We start from the raw sequence: 16,535 nt of genomic DNA on the forward strand, positions 1-16,535 counted from the left end.
GAACACCACGGAGGTACTCATGGCACAATTTGATACGGTCCGGACGGCTGGCGTTACCGGCGCCCGCGCTGCCCAGATCGACGAGGGCCTTCGCGCCCATATGAACAAGGTCTACGGCACGATGTCCGTGGGCATGCTGATCACCGCACTGGCCGCCTGGGCGATCTCCGGGCTGGCCTCGACGACCGATCCGTCGCAAGCTGCGGCACAGATCAGCGCAACCACCTACCTGACCGATTTCGGTGTCGCGATCTACGCATCGCCGCTGAAATGGCTCATCATGTTCGCACCGCTGATCTTCGTCTTCGGCATGGGCGCGATGATGAACAAGATGTCCGCGGCCACCGCGCAGCTTGTGTTCTATGCCTTCGCAACGGTCATGGGCCTGTCGCTAAGCTCGATTTTCCTGGTCTACACCTCGACGTCGATCGCACAGGTCTTCCTGATCACCGCCATCGCCTTTGCCGGCCTGTCTCTCTATGGATACACGACCAAGAAGGACCTGTCCGGCTGGGGCACCTTCCTGATGATGGGCCTGATCGGTATCATCGTGGCCTCAATCGTGAACATCTTCCTCGGCTCCCCGGCGATCATGTTCGCGGTTTCCGTCCTCGGTGTGCTGATCTTCGCTGGCCTGACAGCCTACGACACGCAGAACATCAAGAACACCTACATCCAGATGGCCATGCATGGCGATCAGGAGTGGCTCGGCAAGGCCGCCATCATGGGCGCGCTCAGCCTCTACCTGGACTTCATCAACATGTTCATGATGCTGCTCTCGCTCTTCGGCAACCGCGAGTAATCGCAGCCGCACTCCAGACAGGAAAGGCCGGGCACAAGCCCGGCCTTTTTCATTGCCGTCCATCTGGTTTCAGCCTGCGCCGAGCCACTCCACCAGAAGCGTATTGTGGCCATCCTCCCCTCCTGATGCAAAGTCACCCACCGCCCGGCGGTGAAGCACGTCGGCAGCTCGTGCATTCATCTGGGAATGATCCGAAGACCCGGCGCCCAGCGCATCGGTCCACCGTACACCTCCATATCCACCCCAGCACCACCATTGCTGCGCTCTCCGTCTGCGCGTGGCCCCGCCAACCCAAGGCATCCCATCGCGGGCGCCTCCTCCCGATTGCCCAACGCGCGGCATGGTGCCAGAGCCCGCACAGGGTCGTCCACCTCGCCGATACCCAACGTTCGGCGCCATCGTTCTCGGAACCGCCCGGTCACTTGGATGAGTTTGAAGGCAGAACCGACCACGATGGCCCCGTCACGAACGGCTATGCATGACAACTCCATCGTGTCGGCAAACGTCCGGAACCCGGCAAAACTGTTGCCTCTGTCGGAGCGCTCAAATCGTAGAGGCGGGGCCGCTTACATCACTCTACACAGGGCTGCCCCCAACGCGTCGGCCCGCCCTGTACGCGGGAGGATGCCGGCACCAGATCGTGTGGAGCGGCCCCTGCCACCGTCACGGGGCACATGGGAGGGCAACTTGACGGTATCCGCCAACATCATGCGGGACGGGCGCTGCCCCTGCACGACGCTCTGGCGAAAACCGGCCGTCGCAACGCAAAAAGCCGCCCGGTTTCCCGTGCGGCTTCGAGCGTGTCCAGGGACAGGCAGATCTTACTTGATCTTGCCTTCCTTGTAGTCGACGTGCTTGCGCGCAACCGGGTCGTACTTACGAACGACCATTTTCTCGGTCATGGTGCGAGCGTTCTTCTTGGTCACGTAGAAGTGGCCGGTGCCGGCGGTGGAGTTCAGCCGGATCTTGATCGTGGTCGGTTTTGCCATGGTCGGTCTCCTGAAACGGACGAACCCGCCCGTGAAATCTGAAACTGGCCTTTTAAGCGGTGGCGACGGACTGTCAAGCCGAATCGCCACCGCCATGAGGTGCGGCGTGGCGTGCCTTGGCAATCAGGCGTGACCAAGCGTGGGCACACCCATCCGCCGGTGGATCTCGTCCCGCTCCGCGTCGCTCAGGCCGAGCCCGGAGGCAAGCTGGCGCAGGTAGGTGGCCTCGGCGGGATTGTCCAGCCGGATGGCCGCCAGCGAGGTGGAATAGATCTGCCCGCGGCCGACGTTGCCGGCATCCCGCACCAGCGCGTTGACATCGGAGGGCGCCCTCAACTCGGCCTCGACAAAGGCCCGCTCCTCGTCGCTGATATCACCAAGGCGCTCCAGGATCGCCTGTTGCTCGCCCTGATCGATTTCCCCATCCGCCTTGGCGGCCTGGATCATGGCACGGATCATCAACCGTGCTTGCTGCTCCATCGCATCGGCAACTGGAGTTTGCCCGAACATCGCCTCCATCATGTTGGACGTCTGCTGGCTGCCAGTTTCTGCAGCTCCGCGCATCGTGGCCATAAGACTGCCGAGACCCGCCGCACTCGCCTCGGTGGCACCTGCGGTTGCGGAACCCATCTGCCCGAGCATCTGCTTGACCTTCTCCGAGCCGCCGGGAATTCCGAATTGCTCCGCCAGTTGCCCCAGTTGATCGGCAGCCGGACCGGAGCCAGCCCCCTTCAGCATGTCCTGAAGCCCGGTCATTCCTCCCATGTCCTTGTACTTGTCCATTCCCTTGGCGGCAGCAAATCCCATGGCCACCGCGGCCAGTGCCTTGACGAAACTCATTTTGGCTCCTCCCTGGTATGAATAGTGCCAGACGACGCTGGCGAATGCCCACAGCCTAACGCCAAAAGGCAACGTTGCAATGAAAGCGAGGCCGGGATGATGTGCGCGGATGGCCTGTAAGCCGGATTCTGTTCCGGGGCTTGCGCCCCTTCGACGACCATTCCTCTAGGCGTGCCGTTACCGACACGCTCAAGCTGCCTACCCGACCTGCCTGGGGCTGAAGCGGCCCTGGGGACATGCCCCGCGGAGGTCCTATGTGGCATTGCTCCCGGTGGGGCTTGCCGTGCCGGGACTGTTGCCAGCCCCGCGGTGGGCTCTTACCCCACCGTTTCACCATGACCCTGCATGCAGGGCCGTCTGTTCTCTGTGGCGCTTTCCGTCGGGTTTCCCCGCCCGGGCGTTACCCGGCACCGTTGCTTCAGGGAGTCCGGACTTTCCTCGCGGCGGGTCGCCCCGCCCCGCGGCCATCCAGCCATCCGCGCAGGAGTCACTTAGGCAGTGCCCCGGGGAGGGTCAACGGGAAACCGGTGCCGCAACTCGTGGGCGAGCGCCATGTCCTCTGTCGACAAGGCACCTTTGGCCCAGGGCCGGAACCGGGATCGAAACGCCTCCAGAAGCACCTCGGGCGCCCCCCCTTGCGGGTACCCGAAACCGCTGAGACACCGGCAGAATGCCGCCATGTCGACCACAGGGAGCGTCCCGGACTCGGGCTGCGGCCAGATCGCGAGCCCATCCGCTGCCAGCCGTCGCCAGTCGAAGCGCGCCCCCGGATCCAGTTTGCGGCCCGGTGCCATGTCGGAATGCCCGATGACCCGAACCGGCGGAATGCCGTTGCGCCGCAGAACGTCGGACAGCAGGGCCTCCAGCGATTCCATGAGTGGTTCGGAAAACGGTGCGGTCCCGTCATTGTCCAGCTCGATCCCGATCGAGTGGCTGTTCACATCCGCCCTGCCGCCCCAGGAGCCAGCGCCGGCGTGCCAGGCGCGATGCGCCTCGCCGACCAGCGTCCAGACCGTGCCGCAGCGACCGACCAGGTAGTGGCAGGACACCTCGGCAACCGGGTCGCAAAGCCGATCGAGTGCCGCCTCGGCACTCTCCATCGCCGTGTAGTGCAGCACCACCATATCGGGGTCGGCACCGCCCTTGCGGGGGCCGAAGTTCGGTGAGGGCCGGTCGCGCAGGTTCACTGGCTGACGGCGCGGCGGAATGGCTCCGGATTCCACTGGCAGGCAAACCCGTCGCCGTCTGGGTCAAGCCCAAGCTTGTCCCTTTGCGGCCCGCCCGATTCGAGGAAGGCCCGCTGCGCCATCTCCGAAGAAACGTATTTTCCACATTTCCGCGCCGAACGACTCTCGTTCGTCATCCCGCGCGAATAGACCTGCTGGCCGACGCGGTTTGTGGTCTGCAAGGCATAGGCCACTATATCCGGACCGGTGTCACCCGGCCTCTGAGGCACCGCGGTCGGTGACACTGTCGCGCTCCTGACTTCCGGCTGCTGTCCGCCCTGAAACGTTTGCTGCGAACTGGCGGTCGTGTTGGCGCCGCTCACATAGGCCGCACCGGCGGCCGTTGCCGCCAGTGGCGCGCCGGCTGCGGGGGTGATCAACTGGGTGTTTGGCGCTGCTCCGATGCCTGCCGCGGCAAGGTCTGCGCTGCTGACGCCGCCCGAAGGCGCTCCGGCGGCTGTTGGCGCCCCGGTGGCCTCCGGCGGCAGCACGGTCGTACTGGCGGCAAGTTGTGCGTCACGGGCCGCCCGGGCCTGCTGCTGTTGTCGCTGGTATTCGGAATAGTCGCCGAAACCAACACCCGCCGCGGAATCCGGAACCTGTGGCTCGCAAGCTGCCAGGCCCATCAGGACCATGGCCGCAATCGCCAGACGTGTCATGCCTCTCTCCTGCCCGTTTCTTCTTGATGGAGAGGTTACCACCAGCGTGCGGGCTTGGCCACAAATCCGGCGGCGGTCTCCAGCGCCTGACCGATATTGAGCAGATCGCCCTCCTCCCATGGGCGCCCAATCAGTTGCAGACCAAGCGGCAGGCCTTGCGCGTCGAGCCCGGCCGGCACCGAGATTCCCGGCAACCCGGCGAGGTTCACCGTCACCGTGAAGACGTCATTGAGATACATCTGCACCGGGTCGGCATCCGCCATTTCACCCAGCCCGAACGCCGCCGAGGGGGTCGCAGGTGTCAGGATTGCATCCACGCCCTGATCGAAAACACGCTCGAAGTCGCGCTTGATCAGGGCCCGCACCTTGCGGGCGCGGTTGTAGTAGGCGTCGTAGAAACCGGCCGACAGCACGTAGGTGCCAACCATTACCCGGCGCTGAACCTCCGCGCCGAAGCCTTCTGCGCGGGTCTTCTCGTACATCTCGGTGATGCCGTCGCCCTGGGCCAGCCCGGCGCGGTGTCCGAAGCGGACGCCGTCATAGCGCGCGAGGTTGGAAGAAGCCTCCGCAGGGGCAATCACGTAGTAGGTCGGCAGCGCGTACTTGGTATGCGGCAAGGTGATATCGACAATCTCCGCCCCCGCATCCCGCAGCATGTCGGCGCCGTCGGCCCAGAGTTCCTCTATCTCGGCCGGCATGCCCTCCATCCGATATTCCTTGGGGATGCCGATTTTCTTGCCGCGAATGTCACCGGTCAGCGCGGCCTCGAAGTCGGGCACCGGAATGTCGGCAGAGGTCGAGTCCTTCGGATCGTGCCCGGCCATGGCGCCCAGCATGATCGCGGCATCACGGACCGATTTCGTCATCGGACCGGCCTGATCGAGCGACGAAGCAAAGGCGATGATCCCCCAGCGGGAAACCCGCCCGTAGGTCGGCTTCAACCCGGTGATCCCGGTAAAGGCGGCCGGCTGGCGGATCGACCCGCCGGTGTCTGTTCCCGTTGCGGCAAGGCAGAGGTCCGCGGCCACGGCCGAGGCCGATCCCCCGGAGGACCCACCCGGCGTCAGCGCGGCATCACTGCCATCGCGGCGCCATGGGTTCACGGCATTGCCATAGGTCGAGGTTTCGTTGGAGGAGCCCATGGCGAACTCGTCCATGTTCAGCTTCCCGAGCATGATCGCACCCGCCTGCCACAGCTGCGTGGTCACGGTCGATTCGTACTCTGGCTTGAATCCTTCAAGGATCGCGGAAGCCGCCTGGCTGGGCACGCCCTGCGTGCAGAACAGGTCCTTGATGCCGAGCGGGATGCCGCACATCGGGTTCTCCGCGCCGCCCTGGATGCGAGCATCGGCAGCGGCGGCCTGCTGGAGCGCGACCTCCGGGGTCTTGTGCACGAAGGCACCCAGAGCATCGGCCTTCTCGATCTCGTCCAGGCACGCCTGGGTCAATTCGGTCGATGTGACCTCCCCGGCGCGCAGCTTGTCACGGGCGTCGGCAATCGTCAGCTTGGTCAGTTCGGACATCACTCAACCACCTTCGGCACGGCAAAGAAGCCCTCGCGGGCATCGGGGGCATTGGCGAGCACCTTGTCCTGGTAGCCGCCATCGGTCACCTCGTCGACCCGCCGCTTCAGGCGCATCGGCGTCACGGAGGTCATGGGGTCCACGCCCTCCACGTCCACTTCATTGAGTTGCTCGATGAAGCCAAGGATGGCGTTGAACTCGCCGGCAAGTGCCGGCAGCGCCTCGTCCTCGACCTTGATACGGGCGAGTTTGGCGACACGGCGCGCGGTTTCGGTGTCGATCGACATGGGGCCTCCGGGGTCGGGCGGATGATCGACACGGGTTTATCCCCGGCCCGCGCGGGTCGCAAGGCGGTCATGACCGCCTCGGGGCGGCAATTGGCGCATATCGACCGCCCCAAGCCTCCGAAGCACCGCAATCGGGTCGTCTCGCCACGAGGTCGTGCGGAAATCGCTCCTTGTCGCATCCCCCCGGGGGGGATACGACAGACACAGAGACACCGTCCTGAAAGCCGTCGCCATGGGCAGACTCCTCACAAATCGCACCTATCGACACCTGTTCGGCGCACAGATCGTCGCCCTGATCGGCACCGGGTTGGCGACCGTCGCTCTCGGCCTGCTGGCGTTCGAACTTGCCGGCGACAAGGCCGGTCTGGTGGTGGGGACCGCGCTGACGCTCAAGATGGTGGCCTATGTCTTCCTGTCGCCGATGGCCGGTGCCCTGGCGGACCGCGTTTCCCGGCGCAGGCTCCTCGTGGCGCTCGATGCCGTGCGGGCCTGTGTGGCGCTCATGCTGCCGTTCGTGACGGAGATCTGGCAGATCTATGTGCTGATCTTCCTGCTTCAATCGGCGTCCGCCGCCTTCACGCCCACGTTCCAGGCCACGATCCCGGACGTGTTGCCGGACGAGGAGGATTACACCCGGGCACTCTCGCTTTCCCGTCTCGCCTACGACCTGGAATCCCTGCTGAGCCCGATGCTGGCAGCCGCGCTGCTGGCCGCCATGAGTTTCGATGCGCTGTTCCTCGGCACGGGGATAGGCTTTGTTGCCTCCGGTCTGCTTGTTGTTTCGGTGGCACTCCCCAACCCGAAGCCGAGCCGGAAGCGCCGCTTCGTCGATCAGGCCACGCGCGGGATCCGGATCTACCTGAACACCCCGCGCCTTCAGGGGCTTCTGGCACTCAATGCCTGCGCTGCGAGCGTCATCTCCATGGTGTTGGTCAACACGGTTGTGCTGGTACGCGGCGATCTCGGGCTTGGCGAGAATGCGGTGGCGCTGACTCTCGGCGCCTTCGGGGCCGGATCCATGGCGGTTGCCCTCGTCCTGCCCCGTGCGCTCTCGCAGATCGCAGATCGGCGGGTCATGGTCAGCGGCGCCACAGCCCTGGTTGCCACGCTCGCGGCGCTGGCCGCTGTCGTGGCTGTGGCCGGACTGACCTGGGGCGCGCTCCTTTTGGGATGGGCCGTTCTGGGCGCCGGGTATTCTGCTGTCATGACCCCCTCGGGAAGGCTTCTGAAAAGATCGGCGCACCCGGAGGACCGCCCCTCCGTCTTCGCCGCACAATTCGCACTGTCCCATGCCTGCTGGCTGGTTGCCTACCCGCTCGCAGGTTCGTTGCAGACATACGCGGGCACCATGCCGACGATGATCTGCCTCGACATTCTCGCAATGCTTGGCCTGCTCACCTCGCTCCGTCTGTGGCGGGCCAACCAACCCCGAGAATTCGAACACCGCCACGACGATCTTCCCGACGACCATCCGCATCTGCAGGACCACGGGACTGGTGCACACAGGCACACGTTTGTTATCGACGATGTCCACCGCCACTGGCCGGGCGCCGGCTGACCGCGTCAGAGCCGCGCGGCCACCACGTGCCGTCTATAAACCTCGATCATCCAGCCCAGCATGATCCCGTTCAGGATGTGCCACATGAAATGGGTCCCAAGGGGAAAGCTGCCACAGACGGTCTCGTCCACGGTGCGGAAACTCAGGGATACCACGAGAATCCCTGCCCCAATGGCCAGTCCACGCGCTGTCTCGGGCGCACGCTCGCGGAGCGCGATGGCATAGAGCGCAATCAGCAACGGCACCGGCCAATAGGCCGCGGAGACTTCGAAAAACGGCGCGCTGGCGAACACCGGCCCGGTGATCGCGGCAAACGGAATGAACCCGGCCGTGGCGAGCAACGCCCATGGAAGCCGCAGCCCCCAGAAGTCCCGGTTGGCCGCAAAGATGTAGAGCAGGATGTAGATCCCGATCGGGGCGACATCGGCAATCGCGGCCCAGACCGTGGCATGGGTGTGGAAGAGCCAGGACCCGACGCCGATCGCCGCGAGCACCGCACAGAGCGCCTCTGCCAACGGCATCTGCTGGCCGCGCACGCGTCGCCACATGATCCATGCGGCGATCACGAAGGCAAGGTTGGTGACCGCGTTCACCGGTTCCGACCAGTAGGTGAAGTCGGTGCGCTCGCAATAGCCGTCAACCTGCTCGATCAAACCTTCCATTTACCTGCCTCCGGAGTAGGGTTTCCCTGAACCTATAGCTGCGGGAGGAGAAGGAAATGAAGATCACATGGCTTGGGCATTCCGGCTTTCGCATCGAGATCGCGGATCAGGTCCTGCTGGTCGACCCCTGGCTGACCGGAAACCCATCGTTTCCCGAGAACCGCAGGGCCGAGGCTGTCGAAGGCGCTACGCATATCCTGTTGACACATGGCCATTTGGATCACAGCGCCGATGCCGTTACCCTCGCGCGGGAGGCCGGCATCCCGCTGGTCGGTATCTTCGACCTGATGAGCCATCTGGAGTCCAGCGAGGGCGTCAGTGTCGTCGGGTTCAACAAGGGTGGCACGGTAAGCCTTGGCGAGGTGGCGGTGACGATGGTCAACGCGGTGCATTCTTCTTCTGTCAGCACCGACCACGGCCCCATGTATGCGGGCGCAGAAGCCGGCTTCATGATCGCAGCCGAGGGGCACACGCTCTATGTTTCGGGCGACACGGATGTGACCGCCGACATGGGCGTGATGCAGGCCCTGCACGCCCCGGACATCGGCATCCTGTGCGCCGGAGGGCATTTTACAATGGACATGAAACGCGCGGCCTACGCGGCCAGGACGTTCTTCGATTTCAAGGTGGTGATCCCCTGTCACTACAGGACATTCCCACTGTTGGAGCAATCGGCAGAGGAACTGGTCACGGCTCTGCCCGGTGTTGACGTGAAGACGCCCGATGTGCTGGAACCCGTGGAGATCTGACCACCCCGGCGGGGTCAGCCGCGCTTGGCGGCGAAGAAAGCCCTAAGCATGGCCTCCGCCTCGTCCGCGCGGAGGCCGTCGTAGACTTCCGGAACATGATGTGCCTGTGGATGGGAGAAGATCCGCGGCCCGTGGTCAACGCCGCCGGATTTCGGGTCCGCAGCCCCGTAGTACAGCCGCGCAATGCGGGCCGCCGAGATCACGGCGGCGCAGGCGGGACAAGGTTCGAGCGTCACGTAGAGCGCATGCCCCGGCAACCGCTCCGACGCGGCGGCCGCACAGGCCTCGCGAATGGCCAGAACCTCGGCATGAGCGGACGGGTCGCAAAGCTCTCTTGTGCGGTTCCCCGCCCGCGCCACGACACGCCCTCCCGGATCGACAATCACCGCACCGACGGGCACCTCCCCTCGGAGAGAGGCAGCGCGGGCTTCAGCCAGGGCGTCTTCCATATGGCTCTTGAACGGGCTCATGTTTCTCCCCTGCACCGCCACCCGTCCCGTGTCCAGCCTTGTCCAGCCCGTCGGGCCAGCGTATCCGGGGGCATGAGTGAAAACACATCTCCCCCGAAGCCCGGCGACCGCATCGCCAAGGTCATCGCGCGCGCAGGCGTCGCCTCCCGCCGTGAGGCCGAGAAGATCATCGCGGCCGGTCGGGTCACTGTGAACGGCCGAAAGATCGACAGCCCGGCGTTGAATGTCACGCCCGCCGACAGGATCACGGTCGACGGTGTGCCGCTGGCCGAACCGGATCCGCCAAGGCTCTGGCTCTACCACAAGCCGACCGGGTTGGTGACGACGGCCAGCGACGAGAAAGGGCGAAGGACAGTGTTCGATGCCCTTCCCGACGACATGCCAAGGGTGATGTCCGTTGGACGGCTGGACCTGAATTCCGAAGGGCTGCTGCTGCTGACCAATGACGGGGAGATCAAGCGCCGGCTAGAGCTGCCGTCCACCGGCTGGATGCGCCGATACCGGGTGCGCATGAAGGGCACACCGAAGGACGAGACCTTTGCACCGCTCCGCCAAGGGCTGGTGGTCGAGGGGGAACGGTTCCAGCCCATCCAGGTGACGCTCGACCGCCAGCAGGGCGCCAACGCCTGGGCAACCGTGAGCCTGCGCGAGGGCCGCAACCGGGAGATCCGCCGCGCAATGGAGGCGGTCGGGCTTACCGTGAACCGCCTGATCCGGGTCAGCTATGGTCCGTTCAGCCTCGGCGATCTGAAAGCCGGAGAGGTCGACGAGGTGAAAGGCCGGGTATTGCGTGACCAGTTGGGGCTGGACAAGGAGTTCAAACCCGCAGCCCAACCCAAGCGCCGCCCGCAACGGAAACGTCGCTGACCGTCACGTGCTTCACGGCCGGCGCAGCAGCCAGGCGATCCTGTCTGTCGACAGTGCGTAGTGGACACAGATCAAGGCAACCATCACCAGCCCTGCGGCGTGGAGGCTGGCACCAACGAATGCGCCTGCTCCCCCCAGCAGGACCGTCAGTTCGATCAACAACCGCACCCAGCCCGGCACAGCCACGGGCGCCTCTCCAGATCGGCTGGGATCACCGGGCACGTTGAACGTTCCCCAGATCGCCGCGACCGCGACACCAATCGATGCCGCCGCGAGATACCGCCAGCCCCCATCGGCCCGGCTCCACGCCCAGATCGCGAAACCAGATAGGGCCGCGAGTTCGAGACTGAAACGGAGAAGCAGGTTTGCGCGGTTCATGGCCTGCCGTAGCATGACGCAATCACGTCCGGGGTTTTTTCTATCGCCGAGCGCCGCTATATGCGCCCCATGTCCAGCAACCCGCCCGACCTCCGCCCCGACCTGGCCCGCGCCAGGGTCACCGAAACCGCCCGCGAAGGCCAGCCAACCATCGGCATGGTCTCCCTCGGGTGCCCCAAGGCGTTGGTGGACAGTGAACGGATCCTGACCCGGCTCCGTGCGGAGGGCTACGGGATCTCGCCGGATTACTCGGGCGCGGATGCCGTGATCGTCAACACCTGCGGGTTTCTCGATTCCGCGAAGGCGGAAAGCCTGGAAGCAATTGGCGAGGCCTTGGCGGAAAACGGAAAAGTCCTGGTGACCGGCTGTCTTGGCGCGGAACCGGAGTACATCACCGGCGTGCATCCCAAGGTGCTCGCGGTCACCGGCCCGCACCAGTACGAACAGGTTCTGGACGCCGTTCACGCCGCCGTACCACCGGATCCGAACCCCTTTGTCGACCTCATGCCCGCAAGCGGCGTGAAGCTGACGCCCCGGCATTATTCCTATCTGAAGATTTCCGAGGGCTGTAACCACAAGTGCAGGTTCTGCATCATTCCCGACATGCGTGGGCGCCTGGCAAGCCGCCCGGTTCATGCCGTCCTGCGCGAGGCGGAGAAGCTGGTCGAGAATGGCGTGCGGGAACTTCTGGTCATCAGCCAGGACACATCCGCCTACGGGGTCGACCGCAAGCATTCACAGCACCCCTGGAAAGGGCGCGATGTCCGCAGTCATATCACCGACCTCGCCCGGGAACTGGGCCAGTTCGGCGCCTGGGTGCGACTGCACTATGTCTATCCCTACCCCCATGTACGGGAGTTGATCCCGCTGATGGCAGAGGGCCTTGTCCTGCCCTATCTCGATATCCCCTTCCAGCACGCACACCCCGACACGCTGAAGCGCATGGCGCGCCCGGCGGCGGCTGCCAGAACGCTGGACGAGATCGCCGCATGGCGAGCCGTCTGTCCGGACCTGGTCCTGCGGTCCACTTTCATCGTCGGGTATCCCGGAGAAACAGAGGAAGAGTTCGACACGCTTCTGGAATGGATGGACGAGGCGCAGCTGGATCGCGTGGGGTGCTTCCAGTACGAGAACGTCGACGGCGCGCGGTCGAACGACCTGCCCGATCACGTGCCCGCCGAGGTCAAGCAGGAGCGGTGGGAGCGATTCATGGAAAAGGCGCAGGCAATCTCCGAGGCCAAGCTCGCGGCAAGGGTCGGCCAGCGGATGGACGTGATCGTCGATCTCGTGGAAGAGGACGCTGCGACGTGCCGCACGAAGGCAGACGCGCCGGAGATCGACGGCAACCTTTTCATCGACGAGGGGCATCGGGACCTGTCGCCCGGCCAGATCGTGTCGGTCGAGGTGGACGAAGCTGGCGAATACGATCTCTGGGGTCGGCTGGTCTAGACCAACCGACCACTCAGGCGCTCAGCGACGGGGCACGGAGTACAGGATATACCCCTGGTAGGCGGCCACCTGCACCGCGCCGGTGTCCGTCACGAAAACACCGACGCCTTCGTAGTCCTCAGGACAGGCAACGAGGTCGGCCGCATCATCCAGGAACTGGTTGGTGTAGCCATTTTCACCCACCCGGCGGCATTGGTCGCCATCGGCACGGTATCCGTTGCCGAACAAGGGCAAATCTGACGTCGCGGGCGCAGGCGTTTCGCAGGCCATCAGAAACGCGGGAAGGGCAAGTAGTATGGGCAGTCGCATGGGAATACCTCCTGTTGAATGCCCCACCCTAGCACGGAACCGCGCCACCTCAGCCATCAGCCACGATTATCGAGGTAGTAGCGCACGGCGTCCTGCACCCTGCGGAACCGATCGCCGCCCAGTTTCACGCCGCCGTACCAGCGCGTCACCACGACGATGTGCCCTTCCAAGCCTTCGCGTTCCAACATACGCAGGATGACCATGCCCGCCCCGCTCTCGCCGTCATCGTTCTTGAGCGGGCCGTCGGGCAGCAGTACAGCCCATGTGTTGTGCGTGGCCTTGGCGAACTTCTTCTTTCGGCACAGGGCCTTCAGGAAGTCTTGCGCCCCTGCTCGATCGCCTACGGGTCCGCCCGACACCGCGTATTTGGACCCGCGATCGGTCAGAAAGCCCTCGAAGATCTCCATGCAGTTCCCCTGGTATCGAAGCCTCGGACGATGGCATGGCGGCGTGCCAAGGAAAAGAGGATCAGTGTGGTTTCAGTGCATCGAGCGCCGTACCGTTCCGGCAAAAATCAGGCGCCTGCGCAGACAGTGCCGGCCCGCCCTGCCCGGCCAGCCAGTGCTGACACGACGCGACATGGGAGCACGCCGAACAGGCCCGAACCAGGTCGAGGTATTCCTCCGCACTCAAACGTCCTTCGTCCATCGCGGCGCTGAAGTTCAATCCGATGGTACGGCCGACGCTCCGCGTGAGCCAGAAGTGGAAATCGGTATCGCCCGGGCAACCCATGGTCTCTTTCCCGCGTCAGGAGGGTTTCTGCACCTCTTTCAATGCCTTGAGGTCATCGAAAAGACCGGCGTTCGCGCAGGTCGCGGGGGCGCTGTCGATCTCGTGGTGCTCGCGCAACCAGTATTTGCACTCGCTGCCCCACTCACATCCACGGCACCGTTGCACTGTGGCCGCCCAGCTTTTCTGGTCGAACCGGCCGTCGTCGATTGCAGCTTGCAGATCGACCCCTGCGGCCTTGGCCATCGATAGCGCCAGCCAGTAGTGCTCGCGCTCGGATCCCAGTGGTTTCATGACGTATGTCCCGAGTTTCCCGTTTTTTGACTTGGGGCCAACATGCACCAGACGGGCAAACGCGCCTTGATACAGGTCAAGGCTGTCGGGCGAGCGTCGCCGAGACCTCTCGGACAAGGGCCTTTCTCTCGGCGTTTGGCGGGTGCGTGCCCAGAAACTCATCTCCCGGGTCGGGAATGCGCGCGAAATAGGCAGATCCCAGAACTGGGTCATACCCCGCCCTGGCGGCGATCACGGTCCCGAGGCGGTCTGCGCGGAGCTCCAGGACCTTGGAGAACCGCCGCGCTCCCACCTGCGCACCAAGAGCCGCCGCGGCGGCGATATCTGCCCGCGATTGTCCCTGTGCCTGGGCGAGCGACCCGAAGATCATGGCGCCTTGCTCCGCGCTGCGCTCGGTTGCGCCTATGTGCCCTTCGATCTGGTGCGCAGCCTCATGGGCAAGAATGAAGGCCAGTTCATCTTCGTTGCGGGCATCGACCAGCAGCGGCAACGTGAAGAGAATGGCTGGGCGGCCGAAGCGATCGCGGGTCTGGAAGGCGTTGCCGTCGAGTCCGGGGCGATCATCGACGAATATCTGCAGGTCACAGGAACTGACGATACCCAGCTTCTTGCATTCAGCCTCGGCCACCGGGGCCACTCGGGCAATGACCGTCTCAAACCGCTGGAGGGCCCGTGTGGCCTCGGGTGAATGCCGAACAGGCACAGGTTGCGGACCCGGCACCGGGCCGGCACACGCCGAAAGAAGCAACAGAAGGATTGTTGAAATCAGTCGATGCACGGGCAAGTCTCCATCCACTCGGTCAAATCTAGCAGCTTGCCCTTGCGCCGCTACCGCGCTCTCGCGATTGTGCTGGTGCAAGGACCGCAGGCGGCCTTGCCTGTCAGACAAGGAGCGGGGTCAGCGCATGTTCACAATCGAGCACGAATTCGACGCAACCGTTGTCACATTGATCGACGAGGGTCCAGCCCCGGTGTCCGAAGACATCACGATCAATGCGTTCGAAGATTGCGTGACGATTGAGCAACTCGATCCGCGCACCGACGAGGTCCAGAAGATCACGATGTCCATCAGGCAATTGAACGACCTCACGGCGGCACTGGATCTGCCGGAAGGCATCTACCAGATTCGCCGCGTAGAGTAGCCCTCTACGACAGCAAACGGAGAGAGAAGCTTTTTACTCCCACGCGCGGCCCGGTTGGTCGCGCGACCCGAGGAAGGCAGCATCGAGGTCCCGCCGGTATCCCAGTTGATCCGAGGGAGCGCGGATATGCCAGCGCCACTGCAATAGCCGGATCATAAGGAGACGAATATGCCCCCCAAGGCCAAGTTGATGCCGCGGTTGGCCGTACGCGCCTTGCTTCTTCACGAAGACAAGCTGCTGCTCGTCAACGCCTGGCCGGGAGAGCAGAGTGATCTCTGGTGCGCTCCGGGCGGCGGCGTGGAACCGGGTCAGTCGCTGCCGGGCAATCTGGCCCGCGAAGTCATGGAGGAAACCGGGCTGGCGATTGACGTCGGCCTGCCCTGCCTGGTCAACGAGTTTCACGATCCGCCCAGTGGATTCCACCAGGTCGAGGTCTTTTTCCGCTGCCGGCTCGCGGGCGGTCGGCTGCGCGATGACTGGCAGGATCCAGAGAGGGTCGTGACCCGACGCACTTGGGTCTCGCGTAGGGACATCGACGGCTACAGGTTGCGACCGCGGTCTCTGCCGGACGTGGCCTGGAATGACAGTTTCACCTACGATCCGCTGGAGTTGATCCTGCGCTAGGCTCCGGGGGCGCATGCAACAGCACAGGCTCATCGGCCGACACAACGGCTTCGGCGGCCTGTGGAACGGTCGGAGCGTTGGCCACATGCACCCTGTTGCGGCCAGCGACCCTTGCCTGTCGGGCAGCAGTCATTGCCGCCTCTGCCATCGCGTCAAAATCTGCTGCCTCCTCCCCCGTCGCGACACCAATGGAAACGGTCAGGGAGTGTCCGGAGATTGCCAACCGGTCCTCTGCTGCCATGCGCAATCGTTCCGCAGCGCGGACGGCCTCATCCGTGGCGCCATTCGGAAGGCACACGAGGAACTCGTCACCACCATAGCGGGCCACAAGGTCGCCTCTTCGGAGTGTTTGCATCAGCAAATCGGCGGTTTGGCGGAGAACCCTGTCGCCCTCTGCGCGGCCGTGTATGGCGTTGAGACTGCGAAACCCGTCCACGTCCACAATCAGCACCGCACCGGGGTTGCGCGCCGGCGCGCGTTTCCCGACGCCCTCACGGTTCAGCAACCCCGTCAAAACGTCCCGGTCTGCTGCGCCAGCCGAAGTGTCGAGAACTTCGGCCTGCCGCGCCGCGAGTGAATTCGCGCTATCGATCAGCAATCCCAGTTCGTCATGGCCCCCAAACTCGATTTGACGGGTTCGATGACCGGCTTCAGTCCGGCGAAGTGATATGCTCAGAAGGTCGAGTGGCGCAAGCAGGGCCGAAACAGCCTGCGCACCCCAGATCGCGGCGGCAAGCGCCGCGCAGAGAATGAGCGCCGTGCTGCCGGGCATTTGCCGCGGAACCAGCAGCCCCGCCAGAGCCGGGAGCGCCACCGCGACCGCCACGACGCAGGCAAACTTCGCCGCATAGGACCCCGGGAAGAGGCGGTTCAGGAGAGAATACAGGCGCATGGCGAAATCCCTTCCCGCTTGGGATAGCCCCGCCCTTCTTAAGATCCGGTCAATCCTTCCCTAAAAAGAAAAGGGGCCGCGTATGC

22 protein-coding genes and 1 other RNA gene are annotated in these 16,535 nt (G+C 64.4%); 7 read left to right on the top strand and 16 right to left on the bottom strand.

What is annotated here, in order from left to right:
• Nucleotides 1–19: 19 nt before the first annotated feature.
• Nucleotides 20–802 (top strand): Bax inhibitor-1/YccA family protein, encoded by a 783-nt coding sequence (locus CLV78_RS11670; protein ID WP_106204999.1) that lies wholly within the window; start codon nucleotides 20–22, stop codon nucleotides 800–802.
• An 821-nt stretch (nucleotides 803–1,623) separates the two neighbouring features.
• On the opposite strand, the gene rpmG is transcribed toward CLV78_RS11670, so the two are convergent.
• The 7 genes from rpmG to gatC form a co-directional block, all read right to left on the bottom strand.
• Complete coding sequence (gene rpmG / locus CLV78_RS11675; protein WP_068113852.1) at nucleotides 1,624–1,791, bottom strand: 50S ribosomal protein L33; 168 nt, start codon at nucleotides 1,789–1,791, stop codon at nucleotides 1,624–1,626.
• 123 nt (nucleotides 1,792–1,914) lie between these two features.
• The gene (locus CLV78_RS11680; RefSeq protein ID WP_106205000.1) at nucleotides 1,915–2,631 is read right to left on the bottom strand and encodes a DUF533 domain-containing protein; all 717 of its coding nucleotides are present in this window, start codon (nucleotides 2,629–2,631) and stop codon (nucleotides 1,915–1,917) included.
• 101 nt (nucleotides 2,632–2,732) lie between these two features.
• Nucleotides 2,733–3,111, bottom strand: an RNA gene (rnpB, locus tag CLV78_RS11685) — RNase P RNA component class A.
• 11 nt (nucleotides 3,112–3,122) lie between these two features.
• A complete protein-coding gene (locus tag CLV78_RS11690) occupies nucleotides 3,123–3,755 on the bottom strand; it encodes an N-acetylmuramoyl-L-alanine amidase (protein WP_106205252.1) in 633 nt (210 codons plus the stop codon).
• 59 nt (nucleotides 3,756–3,814) lie between these two features.
• Nucleotides 3,815–4,516: a hypothetical protein gene (locus tag CLV78_RS11695; protein WP_106205001.1), complete on the bottom strand. Its 702-nt coding sequence runs from the start codon at nucleotides 4,514–4,516 to the stop codon at nucleotides 3,815–3,817.
• 35 nt (nucleotides 4,517–4,551) lie between these two features.
• On the bottom strand, nucleotides 4,552–6,039 hold the full coding sequence (gatA, locus tag CLV78_RS11700; protein ID WP_106205002.1) for an Asp-tRNA(Asn)/Glu-tRNA(Gln) amidotransferase subunit GatA: 1,488 nt from the start codon (nucleotides 6,037–6,039) through the stop codon (nucleotides 4,552–4,554).
• On the bottom strand, nucleotides 6,039–6,326 hold the full coding sequence (gene gatC, locus CLV78_RS11705) for an Asp-tRNA(Asn)/Glu-tRNA(Gln) amidotransferase subunit GatC (protein WP_106205003.1): 288 nt from the start codon (nucleotides 6,324–6,326) through the stop codon (nucleotides 6,039–6,041). The genes gatA and gatC overlap by 1 nt, the downstream gene beginning before the upstream one ends.
• Nucleotides 6,327–6,558: 232 nt before the next feature.
• Here gatC and CLV78_RS11710 point away from each other — a divergent pair, with 232 nt between their 5' ends.
• On the top strand, nucleotides 6,559–7,884 hold the full coding sequence (locus CLV78_RS11710; protein WP_106205004.1) for an MFS transporter: 1,326 nt from the start codon (nucleotides 6,559–6,561) through the stop codon (nucleotides 7,882–7,884).
• 5 nt (nucleotides 7,885–7,889) lie between these two features.
• On the opposite strand, the gene CLV78_RS11715 is transcribed toward CLV78_RS11710, so the two are convergent.
• Entirely contained in the window at nucleotides 7,890–8,546 is a 657-nt protein-coding gene (locus tag CLV78_RS11715; RefSeq protein ID WP_106205005.1) for a ceramidase domain-containing protein, read from the bottom strand.
• A gap of 56 nt (nucleotides 8,547–8,602) precedes the next feature.
• Between CLV78_RS11715 and CLV78_RS11720 the strand changes: the two genes are divergently transcribed.
• Complete coding sequence (locus CLV78_RS11720; RefSeq protein ID WP_106205006.1) at nucleotides 8,603–9,295, top strand: metal-dependent hydrolase; 693 nt, start codon at nucleotides 8,603–8,605, stop codon at nucleotides 9,293–9,295.
• A gap of 14 nt (nucleotides 9,296–9,309) precedes the next feature.
• Here CLV78_RS11720 and CLV78_RS11725 read toward each other — a convergent pair whose 3' ends face one another.
• Nucleotides 9,310–9,765, bottom strand: a complete 456-nt coding sequence (locus tag CLV78_RS11725) for a nucleoside deaminase (RefSeq protein ID WP_106205007.1) — start codon at nucleotides 9,763–9,765, stop codon at nucleotides 9,310–9,312.
• 72 nt (nucleotides 9,766–9,837) lie between these two features.
• Between CLV78_RS11725 and CLV78_RS11730 the strand changes: the two genes are divergently transcribed.
• Nucleotides 9,838–10,632 (top strand): pseudouridine synthase, encoded by a 795-nt coding sequence (locus CLV78_RS11730; RefSeq protein ID WP_106205008.1) that lies wholly within the window; start codon nucleotides 9,838–9,840, stop codon nucleotides 10,630–10,632.
• Between the two features lie 12 nt (nucleotides 10,633–10,644).
• Here the strand turns inward: CLV78_RS11730 and CLV78_RS11735 are convergent, their stop codons facing one another.
• Complete coding sequence (locus tag CLV78_RS11735) at nucleotides 10,645–11,025, bottom strand: YrdB family protein (RefSeq protein WP_106205009.1); 381 nt, start codon at nucleotides 11,023–11,025, stop codon at nucleotides 10,645–10,647.
• Nucleotides 11,026–11,070: 45 nt separating this feature from the next.
• On the opposite strand from CLV78_RS11735, the gene rimO reads away from it, so the two are divergent.
• The gene (gene rimO / locus CLV78_RS11740) at nucleotides 11,071–12,459 is read left to right on the top strand and encodes a 30S ribosomal protein S12 methylthiotransferase RimO (protein WP_106205010.1); all 1,389 of its coding nucleotides are present in this window, start codon (nucleotides 11,071–11,073) and stop codon (nucleotides 12,457–12,459) included.
• 21 nt (nucleotides 12,460–12,480) lie between these two features.
• Here rimO and CLV78_RS11745 read toward each other — a convergent pair whose 3' ends face one another.
• The 5 genes from CLV78_RS11745 to CLV78_RS11765 all read right to left on the bottom strand — a co-directional run bounded on the left by CLV78_RS11745 (nucleotide 12,481) and on the right by CLV78_RS11765 (nucleotide 14,419).
• Nucleotides 12,481–12,768 carry a hypothetical protein gene (locus CLV78_RS11745; protein WP_211300984.1) on the bottom strand — a complete coding sequence of 96 codons (288 nt, stop codon included), beginning with the start codon at nucleotides 12,766–12,768 and terminating at the stop codon, nucleotides 12,481–12,483.
• Nucleotides 12,769–12,824: 56 nt separating this feature from the next.
• A complete protein-coding gene (locus tag CLV78_RS11750) occupies nucleotides 12,825–13,175 on the bottom strand; it encodes a YigZ family protein (protein ID WP_106205011.1) in 351 nt (116 codons plus the stop codon).
• Nucleotides 13,176–13,236: 61 nt separating this feature from the next.
• Complete coding sequence (locus CLV78_RS11755) at nucleotides 13,237–13,500, bottom strand: DUF6455 family protein (RefSeq protein ID WP_106205012.1); 264 nt, start codon at nucleotides 13,498–13,500, stop codon at nucleotides 13,237–13,239.
• 15 nt (nucleotides 13,501–13,515) lie between these two features.
• A complete protein-coding gene (locus CLV78_RS11760) occupies nucleotides 13,516–13,791 on the bottom strand; it encodes a DUF6455 family protein (protein WP_106205013.1) in 276 nt (91 codons plus the stop codon).
• A gap of 76 nt (nucleotides 13,792–13,867) precedes the next feature.
• Nucleotides 13,868–14,419 carry a M48 family metallopeptidase gene (locus CLV78_RS11765; protein WP_245925006.1) on the bottom strand — a complete coding sequence of 184 codons (552 nt, stop codon included), beginning with the start codon at nucleotides 14,417–14,419 and terminating at the stop codon, nucleotides 13,868–13,870.
• Nucleotides 14,420–14,696: 277 nt separating this feature from the next.
• Between CLV78_RS11765 and CLV78_RS11770 the strand changes: the two genes are divergently transcribed.
• On the top strand, nucleotides 14,697–14,933 hold the full coding sequence (locus CLV78_RS11770) for a hypothetical protein (RefSeq protein ID WP_106205015.1): 237 nt from the start codon (nucleotides 14,697–14,699) through the stop codon (nucleotides 14,931–14,933).
• A 168-nt stretch (nucleotides 14,934–15,101) separates the two neighbouring features.
• Nucleotides 15,102–15,557: an NUDIX domain-containing protein gene (locus CLV78_RS11775; RefSeq protein ID WP_106205016.1), complete on the top strand. Its 456-nt coding sequence runs from the start codon at nucleotides 15,102–15,104 to the stop codon at nucleotides 15,555–15,557.
• Here the strand turns inward: CLV78_RS11775 and CLV78_RS11780 are convergent.
• Nucleotides 15,523–16,449: a GGDEF domain-containing protein gene (locus CLV78_RS11780; RefSeq protein ID WP_106205017.1), complete on the bottom strand. Its 927-nt coding sequence runs from the start codon at nucleotides 16,447–16,449 to the stop codon at nucleotides 15,523–15,525. The genes CLV78_RS11775 and CLV78_RS11780 overlap by 35 nt on opposite strands.
• Nucleotides 16,450–16,535 lie beyond the last annotated feature (86 nt).

The sequence above is a fragment of the Aliiruegeria haliotis genome (assembly GCF_003003255.1).
Classification (GTDB): domain Bacteria; phylum Pseudomonadota; class Alphaproteobacteria; order Rhodobacterales; family Rhodobacteraceae; genus Tropicimonas; species Tropicimonas haliotis.

Coding starts and splice junctions, on each gene's coding strand:
- gatA (WP_106205002.1), bottom strand. CDS start 6,039: ATGTCCGAACTGACCAAGCTGACGATTGCCGACGCCCGTGACAAGCTG.
- CLV78_RS11780 (WP_106205017.1), bottom strand. CDS start 16,449: ATGCGCCTGTATTCTCTCCTGAACCGCCTCTTCCCGGGGTCCTATGCG.
- gatC (WP_106205003.1), bottom strand. CDS start 6,326: ATGTCGATCGACACCGAAACCGCGCGCCGTGTCGCCAAACTCGCCCGT.
- CLV78_RS11730 (WP_106205008.1), top strand. CDS start 9,838: ATGAGTGAAAACACATCTCCCCCGAAGCCCGGCGACCGCATCGCCAAG.
- CLV78_RS11695 (WP_106205001.1), bottom strand. CDS start 4,516: ATGACACGTCTGGCGATTGCGGCCATGGTCCTGATGGGCCTGGCAGCT.
- CLV78_RS11745 (WP_211300984.1), bottom strand. CDS start 12,768: ATGCGACTGCCCATACTACTTGCCCTTCCCGCGTTTCTGATGGCCTGC.
- CLV78_RS11775 (WP_106205016.1), top strand. CDS start 15,102: ATGCCCCCCAAGGCCAAGTTGATGCCGCGGTTGGCCGTACGCGCCTTG.
- CLV78_RS11760 (WP_106205013.1), bottom strand. CDS start 13,791: ATGAAACCACTGGGATCCGAGCGCGAGCACTACTGGCTGGCGCTATCG.
- CLV78_RS11670 (WP_106204999.1), top strand. CDS start 20: ATGGCACAATTTGATACGGTCCGGACGGCTGGCGTTACCGGCGCCCGC.
- CLV78_RS11690 (WP_106205252.1), bottom strand. CDS start 3,755: ATGGTGGTGCTGCACTACACGGCGATGGAGAGTGCCGAGGCGGCACTC.
- CLV78_RS11735 (WP_106205009.1), bottom strand. CDS start 11,025: ATGCTACGGCAGGCCATGAACCGCGCAAACCTGCTTCTCCGTTTCAGT.
- rimO (WP_106205010.1), top strand. CDS start 11,071: ATGCGCCCCATGTCCAGCAACCCGCCCGACCTCCGCCCCGACCTGGCC.
- CLV78_RS11715 (WP_106205005.1), bottom strand. CDS start 8,546: ATGGAAGGTTTGATCGAGCAGGTTGACGGCTATTGCGAGCGCACCGAC.
- CLV78_RS11720 (WP_106205006.1), top strand. CDS start 8,603: ATGAAGATCACATGGCTTGGGCATTCCGGCTTTCGCATCGAGATCGCG.
- CLV78_RS11770 (WP_106205015.1), top strand. CDS start 14,697: ATGTTCACAATCGAGCACGAATTCGACGCAACCGTTGTCACATTGATC.
- CLV78_RS11755 (WP_106205012.1), bottom strand. CDS start 13,500: ATGGGTTGCCCGGGCGATACCGATTTCCACTTCTGGCTCACGCGGAGC.
- rpmG (WP_068113852.1), bottom strand. CDS start 1,791: ATGGCAAAACCGACCACGATCAAGATCCGGCTGAACTCCACCGCCGGC.
- CLV78_RS11750 (WP_106205011.1), bottom strand. CDS start 13,175: ATGGAGATCTTCGAGGGCTTTCTGACCGATCGCGGGTCCAAATACGCG.
- CLV78_RS11680 (WP_106205000.1), bottom strand. CDS start 2,631: ATGAGTTTCGTCAAGGCACTGGCCGCGGTGGCCATGGGATTTGCTGCC.
- CLV78_RS11725 (WP_106205007.1), bottom strand. CDS start 9,765: ATGAGCCCGTTCAAGAGCCATATGGAAGACGCCCTGGCTGAAGCCCGC.
- CLV78_RS11710 (WP_106205004.1), top strand. CDS start 6,559: ATGGGCAGACTCCTCACAAATCGCACCTATCGACACCTGTTCGGCGCA.